This is a genomic window from Citrobacter sp. CK198, from assembly GCF_030333295.1.
Classification (GTDB): Bacteria; Pseudomonadota; Gammaproteobacteria; order Enterobacterales; family Enterobacteriaceae; genus Citrobacter_B; species Citrobacter_B koseri.
The window spans coordinates 47,796-64,155 of the sequence record NZ_JAOWGE010000022.1 but is presented as its reverse complement, the minus strand read 5'-3'; the positions used below and the strand labels follow the sequence as shown (position 1 = coordinate 64,155).

11 protein-coding genes are annotated in these 16,360 nt (G+C 55.3%); 6 read left to right on the top strand and 5 right to left on the bottom strand.

Annotated elements, in window-relative coordinates:
* Window positions 1-26 precede the first annotated feature (26 nt).
* The 5 genes from argD to ppiA form a co-directional block, all read right to left on the bottom strand.
* Window positions 27-1,244: a bifunctional acetylornithine/succinyldiaminopimelate transaminase gene (gene argD / locus OGY62_RS02360; RefSeq protein WP_286458981.1), complete on the bottom strand. Its 1,218-nt coding sequence runs from the start codon at window positions 1,242-1,244 to the stop codon at window positions 27-29.
* 73 nt (window positions 1,245-1,317) lie between these two features.
* Window positions 1,318-1,881, bottom strand: a complete 564-nt coding sequence (gene pabA, locus OGY62_RS02355; protein ID WP_115181045.1) for an aminodeoxychorismate synthase component 2 — start codon at window positions 1,879-1,881, stop codon at window positions 1,318-1,320.
* A 31-nt stretch (window positions 1,882-1,912) separates the two neighbouring features.
* Window positions 1,913-2,515 (bottom strand): putative adenosine monophosphate-protein transferase Fic, encoded by a 603-nt coding sequence (locus OGY62_RS02350; protein WP_153258975.1) that lies wholly within the window; start codon window positions 2,513-2,515, stop codon window positions 1,913-1,915.
* Window positions 2,505-2,672: a FicA/YhfG family antitoxin gene (gene ficA, locus OGY62_RS02345; RefSeq protein WP_214143534.1), complete on the bottom strand. Its 168-nt coding sequence runs from the start codon at window positions 2,670-2,672 to the stop codon at window positions 2,505-2,507. The genes OGY62_RS02350 and ficA overlap by 11 nt, the downstream gene beginning before the upstream one ends.
* A 106-nt stretch (window positions 2,673-2,778) precedes the next feature.
* Complete coding sequence (gene ppiA / locus OGY62_RS02340; protein ID WP_012135471.1) at window positions 2,779-3,351, bottom strand: peptidylprolyl isomerase A; 573 nt, start codon at window positions 3,349-3,351, stop codon at window positions 2,779-2,781.
* Between the two features lie 280 nt (window positions 3,352-3,631).
* Between ppiA and tsgA the strand changes: the two genes are divergently transcribed.
* The 6 genes from tsgA (at window position 3,632) to OGY62_RS02310 (ending at window position 16,302) form a co-directional block, all read left to right on the top strand.
* Window positions 3,632-4,813: an MFS transporter TsgA gene (tsgA, locus tag OGY62_RS02335; protein ID WP_286458978.1), complete on the top strand. Its 1,182-nt coding sequence runs from the start codon at window positions 3,632-3,634 to the stop codon at window positions 4,811-4,813.
* Between the two features lie 390 nt (window positions 4,814-5,203).
* Window positions 5,204-7,747: an NADPH-nitrite reductase large subunit gene (gene nirB, locus OGY62_RS02330; RefSeq protein ID WP_058668184.1), complete on the top strand. Its 2,544-nt coding sequence runs from the start codon at window positions 5,204-5,206 to the stop codon at window positions 7,745-7,747.
* Window positions 7,744-8,070 (top strand): nitrite reductase small subunit NirD, encoded by a 327-nt coding sequence (gene nirD / locus OGY62_RS02325; protein WP_012135476.1) that lies wholly within the window; start codon window positions 7,744-7,746, stop codon window positions 8,068-8,070. Before nirB ends, nirD begins: the two co-directional genes overlap by 4 nt.
* Window positions 8,071-8,251: 181 nt before the next feature.
* Window positions 8,252-9,061, top strand: a complete 810-nt coding sequence (nirC, locus tag OGY62_RS02320) for a nitrite transporter NirC (protein WP_101744208.1) — start codon at window positions 8,252-8,254, stop codon at window positions 9,059-9,061.
* An 11-nt stretch (window positions 9,062-9,072) separates the two neighbouring features.
* On the top strand, window positions 9,073-10,446 hold the full coding sequence (gene cysG / locus OGY62_RS02315; RefSeq protein ID WP_101744207.1) for a siroheme synthase CysG: 1,374 nt from the start codon (window positions 9,073-9,075) through the stop codon (window positions 10,444-10,446).
* 327 nt (window positions 10,447-10,773) lie between these two features.
* Window positions 10,774-16,302, top strand: coding sequence for a pectate lyase-fold domain-containing protein (locus OGY62_RS02310; protein WP_286458994.1), 5,529 nt, complete (start codon window positions 10,774-10,776; stop codon window positions 16,300-16,302).
* The last annotated feature ends 58 nt before the right edge of the window (window positions 16,303-16,360 follow it).

Here is a 16,360-nt window from a genome sequence, read left to right as displayed (position 1 = left end):
CGGATAAGCGTAGCGCCATCCGGCAATCAGCCAGCCACTTTCGCCACCGCCTGCGCAAAACGCTGCATCCCTTCGTCAATATCCGCCTCTTCCACCACCAGCGAAGGGGCAAAGCGCATGACATCCGGCCCGGCATTCAGCACCATAACGCCTTCATGCGCGCCAGCGTAAAGGAAATCCCGCGCCCGGCCTTTGTACTGCGGCTTCAGTTCCGCGCCAATCAACAGCCCCATACCGCGAATATCGCTGAAAATGTCATACTGCTCGTCAATCTTCTGCAAATGCTGAACAAACCGCTCGCGCTTAGTCTGAACGCCATTCAGCACGTCAGACGTATTAATGATATCGAACGCGGCCCCGGCAACGGCGCAGGCCAACGGGTTGCCGCCGTAGGTGGAACCGTGCGACCCAACGTGGAACGCGGACGCAATCTCCTGCGTGGTCAGCATAGCGCTGACCGGGAAGCCGCCGCCCAGCGCTTTCGCACTGGTAAGAATATCCGGCGTCACGCCGTAGTGCATATAGGCGAACAGATCGCCGGTGCGCCCCATACCGCACTGAACTTCATCAAACACCAGCAGCGCCTGATGCCGATCGCACAGCTCGCGCAGGCCTTGCAGAAACGCTGGCGTTGCGGCGGTGACGCCGCCTTCTCCCTGGATCGGCTCCACCACCACCGCGCAGGTATGGTCATCCATCACCGCTTTCACCGCGTGCAGGTCGTTGAAAGGAACATGGATGATATCCGCCGGTTTAGGGCCAAATCCGTCGGAATACTTCGGCTGACCACCAACGGAAACGGTAAACAGCGAGCGGCCATGAAAAGCGTTATGGAAGGCGATGATTTTGGTTTTAAACGGGCTATGACGCACGCAGGCATAGTGGCGCGCCAGTTTGAAGGCGGTTTCGTTGGCTTCGGTGCCGGAGTTCATAAACAGCACGCGCTCGGCGAAGGTCGCGTCGATAAGTTTACGCCCCAGACGCAGCGCAGGTTCGTTAGTAAAAACGTTGCTGGTGTGCCACAGCGTTTCACCCTGCGTTTTCAGCGCGTCCACCAGCGCCGGATGGCAATGCCCTAAGGCGGTAACTGCAATCCCACCCGCGAAATCAACGTACTCTTTACCCTGCTGATCCCAGACCCGGCTGCCCTTGCCTTTTACCGGAATAAACTCTGCCGGTGCATAAATCGGCAGGATAACTTCATCGAAAGTCGCGCGCGTAATTGCAGTTTGTTCAGTTGCCATCTTATGCCCATCCAGCTAAATGAAATTTCAGTCATAAAATATGCATAAAAAATCACTGGATAGCAACCACAAATCAGCGCGACAGGAAATTAGCCAGCAGTTGATGTCCCTGCTCGCTCAGAATACTTTCCGGGTGGAACTGCACCCCTTCCAGATCCCACTCCCGGTGGCGAATCCCCATAATTTCCTGCGTGTCGCTCCAGGCCGTAACGTCAAAGCAGGCGGGAAGCGTCGCAGGATCGATCACCAGCGAGTGATAGCGCGTGACGGTGAGCGGGTTCGATAGCCCCTGAAAAACGCCCTGGCCGCTATGGGTGACGGGAGAGGTTTTACCGTGCATCACTTTAGCCGCCCGCACGATCGTCGCACCAAAGGCCTGCGCCATCGCCTGGTGTCCAAGACAGACGCCGAGCATGGGAAGGCGTCCGGCATAATGGCGGATTACTGCCAGGGAGATGCCCGCGTCATCCGGCGTACAGGGCCCCGGCGAGATCACGATTTTTTGCGGATTCAGCGCGTCAATTTGCGCCAGCGTCAACGCGTCATTTCGCCTGACCAGGACATCAGCGCCCAGTTCGCAGAAATACTGATAAAGGTTCCAGGTAAACGAATCATAGTTGTCGATCAGCAGAATCATGGCGGCTCCGGTACGTAAGAACCGCGCTATTCTACTCAGTTTCCTGGGCTTCGATTACCCCTTTACGAAATATTGCCTGTAATCCCGACAGGTCGCCCATCGCGCCGCTCTGGTTCGCCTGGCTCCATTCGGCCACCTGAATGCCGCTCCAGCTCAGGATATAACCGGCGTGGAGCGCCAGTTGCTCAAAGAAGATGCGCTGCGCCAGTCCGCTGCCGATGCGAAAAGGATGCAGCACATTAATTTCACAGTAGTAGTGCGCCAGACGATCGGCGAATTTCTCTTTCGTCAGCCCGACCAGATACCCCTCTTCTTCCAGATCCTGCATCAAGGCGTTGCCCTCTTTTTCGATGTAGGCAAAATGGCAAAAACGGGTATCTCCCTGATATATATCGACCTCGCGCAGTTGTCCGGCCCAGTCAAAAACATCCTGATACAGCTGACGATGAATGGCGCGAAGGTGAGGCAGTCCGCGCACCAGGGGGCCAGCTTCAATCGTCGCGGCACGCAGTGCGGTCAGTTCATACGCCGCCTGCTCCAGACGCTGAACCTGCCGGATGCCTAAGCGGTTACGCATGATATTCAGGCCAGGATACAGATAGGGGTCGCGTCCATCACCAAACTTATCGCTCATAGTGCCTCCTTAATTCTGCCAGGCGCACCAGTGCTTCTTCGGCGGTCAGGGTAACTACCGGGATGTCCACCCCTTCCAGACGTCGACTCTCCTGGAAATTGATATTTCGTCGTTGTTCCCAGAAGCGAGACTTTTGTTTATCGGTGAGTTTTTTCACGAGACCTCCCTGAATGTGCCTGCACTTGCCACAAGTATAAGCAGCAAATTCAGGTTACGCAGAGGTCAGGAATCGCGCGGGCATTGCTGGCCCGCGCAGAATGCCATTACGGCAGGACTTTGGCGGAAAGGATAACTATCGGTTTTGAAGGAACATTTTGGTAAGGGCCGACATCATGTGTCTGCACCTGGGAGATTTTGTCAGCGACATCCATCCCTTTCACAACTTTACCAAATACGGCGTAGCCAAAATCGCGCTGGCCGTGATCCAGGAAGGCGTTGTCGGCAACGTTGATAAAGAACTGGCTGGTTGCGCTGTCTTTATCTGCGGTACGCGCCATCGCAATGGTGCCACGGGTGTTGCGCAGCCCGTTGTCCGCTTCGTTTTTGATCGGCGGGTTAGGTTTCTTTTGCTGCATCTGCTCGTTAAAACCGCCGCCCTGCACCATAAAGCCGGGGATCACACGGTGGAACGTGGTGTTGTTATAGAAACCGCTGTTGACATAATCGACAAAGTTTTGCACTGAAACTGGCGCTTTCTGGCTATTCAGTTCCAGTTCAATATTTCCGGCGGAGGTCGTCAGCAGAACATGTGGGTCACCTTTCGCTGCCAACGCTACAGGAGAGAGAGCAGAAAGAGCGAGAACAGCTGCAACAGCCGCCAGAGTCGATTTGAGCATGAGATTTCCTTAACGAGAGCAGTAACAAAAGCAAGTAGATTGATTCTAAAGAGCCTTCAAGGAGCAGGCCAGCCCTTTACCTAATTTTACGTATCTGAAACAAATGTAACCTTACGATTTTGTTGTGCTTTTCGGCATATTAATGTGATCACCGTCACGTTAAAAAATGTAACGATTACAGTAATTGCTAATAAACATTTAAATACATCACTAAAACGCCTAAAATCTGCCCGCTCACGGCGCTGTCAACGCGCTTTACACCTCTATACACAGGCCAGTCATGACTAACAGCAATCGCATCAAGCTCACATGGATTAGCTTTCTCTCCTACGCCCTGACAGGCGCGTTGGTAATTGTCACCGGGATGGTGATGGGAAACATTGCAGAGTACTTCAACCTGCCCGTTTCCAGTATGAGTAACACATTCACCTTTCTTAACGCCGGTATCCTGATCTCTATTTTCCTGAATGCCTGGCTGATGGAAATTATCCCGCTGAAAACGCAGCTGCGTTTTGGCTTTGTGTTGATGGTGCTGGCCGTGGCCGGGCTGATGCTCAGCCATAGCCTGGCGCTTTTCTCTGCGGCAATGTTTGTACTGGGTCTGGTGAGCGGTATCACCATGTCGATCGGTACTTTCCTGATCACCCAGATGTATGAAGGCCGTCAGCGTGGTTCTCGCCTGCTGTTCACCGACTCCTTCTTCAGTATGGCCGGGATGATCTTCCCGATGGTCGCCGCTTACCTGCTGGCGCGCAGCATTGAGTGGTACTGGGTATACGCCTGCATCGGTCTGGTCTACGTGGCGATTTTCATCCTGACCTTCGGCTGCGAATTTCCGGCGCTGGGTAAACACGCGCCGAAAACGGAAACGCCGGTGGTAAAAGAGAAATGGGGCATTGGCGTCCTGTTCCTGTCCATCGCCGCGCTGTGCTACATCCTCGGTCAGTTAGGTTTCATCTCCTGGGTGCCGGAATACGCCAAAGGTCTGGGCATGAGCCTGAACGACGCCGGTACGCTGGTCAGCGATTTCTGGATGTCGTACATGTTCGGCATGTGGGCCTTCAGCTTCATTCTGCGCTTCTTTGATCTGCAACGTATCCTGACGGTACTGGCGGGTCTGGCGACGGTGCTGATGTACCTGTTCATTAAGGCCCAGCCGGAGCATATGGCGTGGTTTATTCTGACGCTCGGCTTCTTCTCCAGCGCCATTTACACCTCAATCATTACGCTGGGTTCGCAGCAAACCAAAGTGCCGTCGCCGAAGCTGGTTAACTTTGTGCTGACCTGCGGCACCATTGGCACCATGCTGACCTTCGTGGTGACAGGCCCAATCGTGGCGCACAGCGGCCCGCAGGCCGCGTTGCTCACCGCAAACGGTCTGTATGCCGTAGTGTTTGTGATGTGCTTTATCCTCGGGTTTGTTACCCGTCATCGCCAGCATAACGTGCCAGCAGCGCACTGATGATGATTGCCGGATAAGGCTGGTGATTTGCCCGGTGGCGCAAGCTTACCGGGCCTACGCATGACTTGTAGGCCGGATAAGACGCATAGCGTCGCCATCCGGCTTTTTAGCCCGGCTTTTTAATCCTGCTTTTTCGCGCAATTTCCCCCTCCTCCTGACGGCGTAGACCTCGCATTCTTTAGAGGTAGACCTTCTTACGCTAATAACCCCTCATTTTGTACGTTATTTGCACAGCAACGAAATGTCTGACAATTCCGTGACTTATAAAAATGCTGACAAATCAGCAATATACCTCTTAAGGAGTATATAAGGCCGAATTTGATTTACATCAATAAGCGGGGTTGCTGAATCGTTAAGGTAGGCAGTAATAGAAAAGAAATCGAGGCAAAAATGAGCAAAGTCAGACTCGCTATTATCGGTAATGGTATGGTCGGCCATCGCTTTATTGAGGACCTTCTTGATAAATCCGACGCTGCCAATTTTGACATTACCGTGTTCTGTGAAGAACCCCGCAAAGCATACGACCGTGTCCACCTGTCTTCCTACTTCTCCCACCACACCGCTGAAGAGCTGTCTCTGGTGCGTGAAGGCTTTTATGAGAAGCACGGCGTTAACGTTCTGGTCGGCGAACGCGCCATTACGATCAACCGTCAGGAGAAGGTCATCCACTCCAGCGCGGGTCGTACGGTTTATTACGATAAACTGATCATGGCGACCGGTTCCTACCCGTGGATCCCGCCAATTAAAGGTTCCGAAACCCAGGACTGCTTTGTTTACCGTACCATTGAAGATCTCAACGCCATTGAAGCCTGCGCCCGTCGCAGCAAACGCGGCGCGGTGGTCGGCGGCGGCCTGCTGGGTCTGGAAGCCGCTGGCGCGCTGAAAAACTTAGGCGTCGAAACCCACGTTATCGAATTTGCCCCCATGCTGATGGCAGAACAGCTGGATCAGATGGGCGGCGAGCAGCTACGCCGTAAAATCGAAAGCATGGGCGTGCGCGTACACACCAGCAAAAACACCAAAGAGATCGTTCAGGAAGGCACCGAAGCGCGTAAAACCATGCGTTTTGCCGACGGTAGCGAGCTGGAAGTCGATTTCATCGTTTTCTCTACCGGTATCCGCCCGCGTGACAAACTGGCCACCCAGTGCGGCCTGGACGTCGCTCAGCGCGGTGGTATCGTGATTAACGACGCCTGCCAGACGTCTGACCCGGATATCTACGCGATTGGCGAATGCGCCAGCTGGAACAACCGCGTGTACGGTCTGGTCGCGCCTGGCTACAAAATGGCGCAGGTTGCCGTTGACCACATCCTCGAAACCGAAAACGTGTTTGAAGGCGCAGACCTTAGCGCCAAGCTGAAACTGCTGGGCGTGGACGTCGGCGGCATTGGCGATGCGCATGGCCGCACGCCGGGCGCGCGTAGCTACGTTTACCTCGACGAAAGCAAAGAGGTCTACAAACGCCTCATCGTCAGCGAAGACAACAAAACCCTGCTCGGCGCGGTGCTGGTGGGCGATACCAGCGATTACGGCAACCTGCTGCAACTGGTGCTGAACGCGATTGAACTGCCGGAAAACCCGGACTCGCTGATCCTGCCGGCACATTCTGGCAGCGGTAAGCCTTCCATTGGCGTTGATAAACTGCCGGACAGCGCGCAAATCTGTTCCTGCTTTGACGTCACCAAAGGGATGCTGGTCGCCGCCATCAACAAAGGCTGCCACACCGTTGCGGCGCTGAAAGCGGAAACCAAAGCCGGTACTGGCTGTGGCGGCTGTATTCCGCTGGTTACTCAGGTTCTGAACGCCGAACTGGCGAAACAGGGTATTGAGGTGAACAACAACCTGTGTGAGCACTTTGCGTACTCGCGCCAGGAACTGTTCCACCTCATCCGCGTGGAAGGCATTAAAACCTTTGAAGAACTGCTGGCGAAACACGGTAAAGGCTACGGCTGCGAAGTGTGTAAACCGACCGTCGGTTCTCTGCTGGCCTCCTGCTGGAACGAATACATTCTGAAGCCGCAGCACACCCCGCTACAGGATACCAACGACAACTTCCTGGCGAACATCCAGAAAGACGGCACCTACTCCGTGATCCCGCGTTCTGCGGGCGGCGAAATCACGCCGGAAGGTCTGGTGGCCGTAGGTCGCATCGCACGTGAGTTTAACTTGTACACCAAAATTACCGGTTCTCAGCGTATTGGTCTGTTCGGCGCGCAGAAAGACGATCTGCCGGAAATCTGGCGTCAGCTGATTGAAGCGGGCTTCGAAACCGGTCACGCGTATGCCAAAGCGCTGCGTATGGCGAAAACCTGCGTGGGCAGCACCTGGTGCCGCTACGGCGTGGGCGATAGCGTCGGCTTCGGCGTCGAGCTGGAAAACCGCTACAAAGGCATCCGTACCCCGCACAAAATGAAATTTGGCGTCTCCGGCTGTACCCGTGAATGTGCGGAAGCCCAGGGTAAAGACGTGGGGATTATCGCCACGGAAAAAGGCTGGAACCTGTACGTCTGCGGTAACGGCGGGATGAAACCACGTCATGCAGACCTGCTGGCGGCGGATATCGACCGCGAAACGCTGGTTAAATACCTCGACCGCTTCATGATGTTCTACATCCGTACCGCCGACAAACTGACCCGTACCGCACCGTGGTTAGATAACCTGGAAGGCGGTATCGACTACCTGAAGTCGGTCATCATCGACGACAAACTGGGCCTGAACGCACATCTGGAAGAAGAGATGACCCGCCTGCGTGAAGCGGTGGTGTGCGAGTGGACGGAGACCGTGAATACACCGTCTGCGCAGGTTCGTTTCAGACACTTTATCAACAGCGATAAGCGCGACCCGAATGTTCAGGTGGTTCCTGAGCGTGAACAGCATCGTCCGGCAACGCCGTACGAACGCATTCCGGTAACTCTGGTGGAGGAAAACGCATGAGCCAGTGGAAAAACATCTGCAAAATCGATGACATTCTGCCGGAAACCGGCGTCTGCGCGCTGTTAGGCGAAAAGCAGGTCGCCATTTTCCGTCCATATCACAGCGACCAGGTGTTCGCGATCAGCAATATCGACCCGTTTTTTGAGTCCAGCGTGCTGTCGCGCGGGTTGATTGCCGAGCATCAGGGCGAACTGTGGGTTGCCAGCCCGCTGAAAAAACAGCGTTTCCGTCTGAGCGACGGTCTGTGCATGGAAGATGAAAGCCATTCCGTCGCGCACTACGAAGCTCGCGTGAAAGACGGCGTGGTGCAACTGCGCGGTTGATGAATTTGGGGAGGCGCAACGCCTCCCTTTTTGACGTCTTTGTAGGCCCGATTTTGTAGGCCTGATAAGCACAGCGCCATCAGGCAAACATACCGCCGGATGGCGGCATAAATGCCTTATCCGGCCTACGGTTTTACGATTTCTTTTTTAATTTTATTGTTTTTACTTCAAGGATAATCAAATGTTTACAGACACTATTAACAAGTGTGCGGCTAACGCTGCGCGCATTGCACGCCTGTCGGCAAATAATCCGCTCGGTTTCTGGGTGAGTTCCGCAATGGCCGGCGCCTATGTCGGTCTCGGCATCATTCTTATTTTCACTCTCGGCAACCTGCTTGACCCTTCCGTTCGCCCGCTGGTGATGGGCGCTACCTTCGGCATCGCCTTAACGCTGGTGATCATCGCCGGTTCTGAACTCTTTACCGGCCACACCATGTTCCTGACGCTCGGCGTAAAAGCGGGCACCATCAGCCACGGTCAGATGTGGGCGATTCTGCCGCAAACCTGGCTGGGCAACCTGGTGGGCTCCGTGTTCGTCGCGCTGCTGTATAGCTGGGGCGGCGGCAGTCTGCTGCCGGTCGATACCAGCATCGTTCACACGGTTGCGCTGGCGAAAACCACCGCGCCCGCCACGGTACTGTTCTTTAAAGGCGCGCTGTGCAACTGGCTGGTTTGTCTGGCGATCTGGATGGCGATTCGTACCGAAGGCGCGGCGAAATTCCTCGCTATCTGGTGGTGCCTGCTGGCATTCATCGCGTCCGGCTACGAGCACTCCGTCGCCAACATGACGCTGTTCGCCCTCTCCTGGTTCGGCCATCACGGCGACACCTACACGCTGGCGGGAATTGGTCATAACCTGCTGTGGGTGACTCTCGGCAATACTTTGTCCGGTGTCGTATTCATGGGATTAGGTTATTGGTATGCTACGCCAAAAGCGGAGCGTCCGGCTCCGGCAAAAATCAATCAAACTGAAGCTACTGCCAATAATTAAGAGGTAATGTCGTGGACCATTTGCCTATATTTTGTCAATTACGCAATCGTGACTGTCTGCTCGTCGGCGGTGGCGATGTCGCAGAACGCAAAGCGCGGTTACTGCTGGAAGCAGGCGCTCGATTAACGGTCAACGCGCTGGCGTTTATTCCGCAGTTCACCGTGTGGGCAAATGAAGGCATGTTGACGTTAGTTGAAGGGGCATTCGAAGAATCCCTGCTCGACGGATGCTGGCTGGCGATCGCCGCGACCGATGATGACGCCGTGAACCAGCAGGTGAGCGAAGCCGCTGAATCACGCCGCATTTTCTGCAACGTGGTCGATGCGCCAAAAGCCGCCAGTTTCATCATGCCCTCCATTATCGACCGCTCGCCGCTGATGGTGGCGGTCTCCTCCGGCGGCACCTCGCCCGTTCTCGCACGCTTGCTGCGCGAGAAACTGGAGTCCTTGCTGCCCCAGCACCTCGGCCAGGTCGCGCATTACGCCGGCCAGCTCCGCGCGCGGGTGAAAAAGCAGTTCGCCACAATGGGCGAGCGCCGTCGCTTCTGGGAAAAACTGTTCATCAACGACAGGCTCGCGCAGTCGCTGGCGAATGCCGATGCGAAAGCGGTGTCGGAGATCACCGAGCAGATGCTGAGCGAACCGCTGGATCACCGTGGTGAAGTGGTGCTGGTGGGCGCGGGCCCTGGCGACGCCGGGCTGCTGACGCTGAAAGGGTTACAACAGATCCAACAGGCGGATGTGGTGGTGTATGACCGCCTGGTCTCCGACGACATTATGAATCTGGTACGCCGCGACGCTGACCGCGTGTTCGTTGGCAAACGCGCGGGCTATCACTGCGTTCCGCAGGAAGAGATTAACCAGATCCTGCTGCGAGAAGCGCAGAAAGGCAAACGCGTGGTGCGTCTGAAAGGCGGCGATCCGTTTATCTTCGGTCGCGGCGGCGAAGAGCTGGAAACGCTGTGCCACGCCGGTATTCCGTTCTCGGTTGTTCCCGGTATTACCGCGGCCTCCGGGTGCTCGGCTTATTCCGGCGTTCCGCTGACTCACCGCGACTACGCGCAAAGCGTGCGTCTGGTCACCGGGCACCTGAAAACGGGCGGCGAGCTGGACTGGGAAAACCTGGCGGCGGAGAAACAAACGCTGGTGTTCTATATGGGGCTGAATCAGGCGGCAACCATTCAGGAGAAGCTGATCGCGTTTGGTATGCAGGCCGATATGCCTGTGGCGCTGGTTGAAAACGGTACCGCCGTCAAGCAGCGCGTGGTCAGCGGCGTTCTTGCGCAATTAGGTGAGCTGGCGAAACAGGTCGAAAGCCCGGCGCTGATTATTGTCGGTCGGGTGGTCGCGTTACGCGATAAGCTAAACTGGTTCTCAAACCATTAATAAATATAGATGCCCTATATCAGGGCATCTTTTTTTTAACACTTTAACGATCATTCATTCTTACATTACACTTTAAATAAGCTAAATCCATTCATTGCGTAAATATAAAAAAGAATAACGCAATAAAATACCGCACAAAACAGCCATTATCTCTTTTTTATTCGCTAAATAAATTCACCACACAAATATCAGCAGAATAAAGGCTGGATTGACGCCCCCTGGGTAGTCAGTGGCAAAATAGCGCCATTCATTAATTTTGCAAATAAAGGTTGTCTGTCAGGGCCGCCTTATATTTCTTATTTTATTTACAGGATGGCAACTATGTTTATGCAAAGGAAAAAACTCCTTGCAGTGGGTATTGCGATTGCACTGCAAACATATTACTGCCCGGCAATTGCGGCAGAGAATACAGAAGATGAGAAAGAATGTCCGGTAAATATTTCGTCGTTATCTCAGGCGGAACGCAATAAGTTACCGGCGAAATGTCTGACGGCAGAAGCCGGGCAGGATAACCATTGGGCATGGGTCGCCAGCGGCGTAGCGGCTCTGGCGGCGGGCATCGCCATTGGCAATCACAGCGACGGCGACTCTCACCACCATTCAACAACGCCAGTCCCGCCAGACGACGGGGGCGACGTTACCCCAACGCCGCCGGATGACGGCGGAGATGTCACCCCAACGCCTCCCGATGATGGCGGCGACGTCACACCACCCGATGATGGCGGTGATACGCCAGTACCGCCTGACGACACATCCGTGACGACCTTCAGCAATCAGGTGACGCTGGATAAAGGCACAGACACCCTGCACTTCGACGACATCAAACTGGATAACGGCGAGCACCTCGGAGAAGCCACGCTCAGTTATTCCGAACAAGACGCGCAGTGGCAGTTAACCACCCAGGACGGTAAAACGCTGGCGATTTCCGGCTGGAACGTTACCGACAGCAACGCGGCCGTGATTGAAGGCGCTCAGGCCAACGGCTTTTACTGGAAGTACGACAGCCGGGGCTATCTGATCCTCGCGGATAACAATACCCAGGTTGTCACCGGAGACGGCAATACGCACACCACCGATCGCGAACTGGATATCGGCGGGAAAAATCGTACCGGCGTCATTATCTCGGGCGATAACACCCGTAATACTCTGAACGGGGATTCCACCGTGACCAATGGCGCAGTTGGCCTGGTTATTAGCGGCGACGGCACCACTAACGCTATCTCAGGCAAAAGTACGGTAGATGGCGCTACCGGGGCGTTAATTTCCGGCAATGGCACCTCAACCTCGCTCTCCGGCGATATCACCATCAGCGGCGGCGGTACGGGCATCGTTATCGATGGTGATAACGCCCTCATTAATAATGCGGGAACCTCCAGCATTAGCGGCGCAGGTTCTACCGGTTCCATCATTAACGGCAATGACATTCGCCTCATCAACAAGGGGGAATTAAACGTTTCTGACGGCGGCACCGGGGCCAAAATCACCGGCGACAATGCTATTGTCGATAACAAAGGCCATTCGACAACCCGCGGTACCGGCTCTACGGGGCTATATATTGAGGGCGATCATGCGCTGGTGATTAATGAAGGTAATCAGCTCATCGCCGATGGCGCGACGGGCGTGCGCATTGATGGCGACAACGCCCGCGTACTCAATACCGGCAATATGGCTGTCGACGGCGCTGGCTCAACAATCGCCACCATTACGGGCAATAACGCTGACATGACGCAGAATGGCGATCTGTTGGTTATGAATGGCGCGACGGGCCTGACCATCAACGGCGAAGAAAGCGAACTCACAAACAGCGGCAACACCACCGTGCGTAACGACGGCTCTGTCGGCTTCGTTGTGGCCGGTACACAAAACGCCTTCAACAACAAAGGTGATATCAACGCCAGCCTTAACGGTACAGGAACGCTGATCAGCGGTACTGAATCGCAGGTTAGTCTGACGGGCGATATTAACGTTGTCTCAGTGCAGGACAGCAGCGGCGTATTTCGTGGGGCAACCGGTCTTAACGTTTCTGGCGACACGAATACGACAACCATTCTGGGTAATGTGAACATCGAGGGCAGTTACGCGCAAGACGCTCAAATTAAAAGCGATGAGCAGTTACAAGGCATTATCGTCAACGGCAATCAAAATACGGTCAATCTGGATGGCGCGATGAATATCCATCTTGACAGTTCTGATATCAGCTCTGGGTATGCGAGCGTTGTCGGCCTCGATATCAGCGGCAGCGGTAACGCCGTGAATGTCGCCGGTGGTATAAACATCGACTTTTCCCAAAACGAAGCGGCTGCTGGCTCTGAAGCTATCGGTATCAACATTGATGGTGACAACACGTTAACGCTAAGCGGTAAATCTACCGTGGATATGACCACTATCTCAGGTGGCCAGGCCACGCTGGCAAACGTTAATAATGGCGGCTCCCTGCTCGTTACCGATGACGCCACGATTGAAGTGAACGCCGACTATCTGTACTCATATTACTCCGTCGGAAATAAAGCCCTGCTGTCAGCTCATGGCCAGGGCTCGACGATTGAAAATCAGGGCGATATTACCACCCACGGAACAGCCAACGTTCTCCTTGCCGATCAGGGAGCGGAAGCGAGCAACAGCGGCAATATTCTCGTCTACGGAAGCAGTGACGATACGGGAGATGACCGTTCTGCCATCACCCGTGCAAATCGCGAAGATGCGGTCGTACACAACAAAGCGGGGGCCGATATCACCCTCTTTTCTAACCAAACGCCAGAGTACATTGACGGCATCAATCTCTACCCGGAAAGATGGTATACCCACACGCTTTACGCCATGCTGGCGTCCCAGGGCGGCAGCGTCGTTAATGATAAAGGAGCGACCGTCCATTTACAGGGCGCGGGAGCATATGGCGTCAGTGCCAGTGTAGGGACGGCGTTAAACGAAGGCGATATTTATCTGGACGGTTTTATCCCGACGCTGGACGATGAAAACAATATCATCAGCACAGACTACTGGCAGCCGACACACCTCTATTTGACCAGCTCGGCAATGGTTGCCGGTTCCTCAGACATCGGCTACGGTGACGCCACGGCCATCAACACCGGCACCATCACCGTCAACAACGCCGGGTTCGGTATGATGGCGCTCAGCGGCGGCACGGCCGTTAACCAGGGTACTATTACGCTGACCGCTGATGAAGGTGTGACCGGCGAGGAAAACCAACTGGTGGGGATGGCCGCATTAAACGGCGGCACCGTCGTGAACGACACCACCGGCACCATCAATATTGATGCCGACTACGGCCAGGCGTTCCTTAGCGACAGCAACAGCTACATCATCAATAACGGCGCCATCAACCTGAACGGCAGCCCGATGGACGAAAACGACCCGCATATGGGTTCCACGCCAACCGATAAAATCTGGATACGGTCGCTGCCCGGCAGCGGCGACAGCGATAGCCAAACTTCAGAAGCGGGCTTTTTCACCACCGGAGCGCTGGCGAATTACGGCAATGAAACGCTGAACGGCGATATCGATGTTAACGGCTGGCTGTACAACGAAGCAGGCGCCACGCTGACCATCAACGGCGATATGGCGATAAATGCCGGAGGCGATCTGGAAAACCACGGGACGATGCATGCCGATACGATCAGTACGTATCACAGCCTGTTCAACCGCGCAGACGGCAGCCTGACCACTGACCTCCTGACGCTTAATGGCGATATCACCCTGTTCAACGAGGGCAGCTTTACCGGCTCAATTACAGGAACCTCTTACGCCCAGGAAGTCGTCAATACCGGCAATATGACGGTGGCGGAAGATGGCAAATCGCTCATCAACGGCAGCTTTGCGTTTTATAACCAGGAAGGCGCAACGCTCACCAACAGCGGCAGCGCGGTAGAAGGCGGCGAAAACACCATCATCAACATGACGCGAACCGACAGTTCCATCGCTCAGGTGAACAGCGGCACCATTACCGCCACCAACGGTTACAGCGCCATCACCACCGCGAATGCCAGCAACACCCCGATGTGGATCTGGAACACGGAAACCGGCGTGATTAATGGTATTAACCCGGACGCCCCCCTGATCAACCTCAGCCGTGGCTATAGCTTTGGCAACGAAGGGACCATTAACGTCCAGGGTGACAATGCCGTGGCGATCAGCGGCGGCACCAGCAGTTATATCATCGACCTGGTCAACAGCGGCACCATCAACGTCGGCACCGAACAGGGGCAAATAGACGGAACCAACGGCACCGGACTTATCGGCATCAAAGGCAACGGCAACGCCACCACCATCAACAACACCGCCGATGGCGTGATCAACGTGTACGCGAATGACTCTTACGCGTTTGGCGGCCAGAGCAAAACCATCATCAATAATGGCGAAGTGAATCTGCTGTGCGACACCGGCTGCGGCATCTACGCCCCTGGCACTACGGGTACGCAGAACGATCACAACGGTACGGCAGATATCGTGATCCCGGATGCGATTGTCGCGCCGACGCAGGGTGATATTCCAGCGCCTCCGGCCGATCCGAACGCGCCGCAGATGTTAAGCAACTACATTGTGGGCACCAATGCCGACGGCAGTTCCGGTACGCTGAAAGCGAATAACCTGATGATTGGCGACGACGTGAAGGTGAATACCGGCTTTACCGCAGGTACGGCAGAGACCACCGTCGTGGTCGATAACGCCTTTACCGGCAGTAATATCCAGGGCGCGGACAATATCACCTCCACCAGCGTGGTGTGGAACGCCCAGGGCAGCACCGACGGCGACGGCAACGTTGACATCACCATGACCAAAAACGCCTATGCGGATGTGGCGACGGAGAGTTCCGTCAGCGACGTCGCACAGGCGCTGGACGCCGGGTATACCAACAATGAGTTGTACAACAGCCTGAACGTTGGCACGACCGCAGAGCTGAACAACGCCCTGAAGCAGGTCAGCGGTAGCCAGGCGAACACCGTCTTCCGCGAAGCCCGCGTACTCAGCAATCGCTTTACGATGCTGGCGGACGCCGCGCCGCAGGTGAAAGACGGTCTGGCGTTCAACGTGATGGCGAAAGGCGATCCGCGTGCCGAACTGGGTAACGACACCCAGTACGACATGCTGGCGCTGCGCCAGACGCTGGATCTGACCGCCAGCCAGAACCTGACGCTGGAATACGGTATTGCCCGTCTGGACGGCGACGGTTCGCAGAAAGCGGGCGACAACGGCGTGACCGGCGGCTACAGCCAGTTCTTCGGCCTGAAGCACAGCATGACCTTTAATGAGGGTCTGGCCTGGAACAACAGCCTGCGTTATGACGTGCATAACCTCGACAGCAGCCGCTCTGTCGCCTATGGCGACGTCAATAAAGTGGCGGATTCCGACGCCCGTCAGCAGTACATGGAATTCCGCAGCGAAGGGGCAAAAACCTTTAACCTGATGGACGATGCGCTGAAAATCACGCCGTATGCGGGCGTTAAGCTGCGTCACACACTGGAAGAAGGTTACAAAGAGCGCAGCGCCGGGGACTTCAACCTGTCGATGAACAGCGGCAGCGAAACGGCCGTAGATTCCGTGCTTGGCCTGAAAATGGACTACGCCGGGGAAAACGGCTGGAGCGCAAGCGCCACGCTGGAAGGCGGCCCTAACCTGAGCTACACGAAAAGCCAGCGTAGCGCCACGCTGGCGGGTGCAAGCGACCAGCGCTTTAGCGTTGACGACGGCCAGAAAGGCGGCGGTCTGAACGGTCTGGCAACGATGGGCGTGAAGTACAGCGCCCAGGACAGCAGCCTGCATCTCGACGCTTATCAGTGGAAAGAGGACGGCATCAGCGATAAAGGCTTTATGCTGAACTTTAAGAAAACATTCCGTTAATTAAATAAACGCCACGGCCTGGAGAATATACATCATCTCCAGGCCGTTTTTTATTATG

Coding starts and splice junctions, on each gene's coding strand:
- OGY62_RS02350 (WP_153258975.1), bottom strand. CDS start 2,515: ATGAGCGATAAGTTTGGTGATGGACGCGACCCCTATCTGTATCCTGGC.
- OGY62_RS02310 (WP_286458994.1), top strand. CDS start 10,774: ATGCAAAGGAAAAAACTCCTTGCAGTGGGTATTGCGATTGCACTGCAA.
- nirC (WP_101744208.1), top strand. CDS start 8,252: ATGTTTACAGACACTATTAACAAGTGTGCGGCTAACGCTGCGCGCATT.
- argD (WP_286458981.1), bottom strand. CDS start 1,244: ATGGCAACTGAACAAACTGCAATTACGCGCGCGACTTTCGATGAAGTT.
- tsgA (WP_286458978.1), top strand. CDS start 3,632: ATGACTAACAGCAATCGCATCAAGCTCACATGGATTAGCTTTCTCTCC.
- nirB (WP_058668184.1), top strand. CDS start 5,204: ATGAGCAAAGTCAGACTCGCTATTATCGGTAATGGTATGGTCGGCCAT.
- pabA (WP_115181045.1), bottom strand. CDS start 1,881: ATGATTCTGCTGATCGACAACTATGATTCGTTTACCTGGAACCTTTAT.
- nirD (WP_012135476.1), top strand. CDS start 7,744: ATGAGCCAGTGGAAAAACATCTGCAAAATCGATGACATTCTGCCGGAA.
- ppiA (WP_012135471.1), bottom strand. CDS start 3,351: ATGCTCAAATCGACTCTGGCGGCTGTTGCAGCTGTTCTCGCTCTTTCT.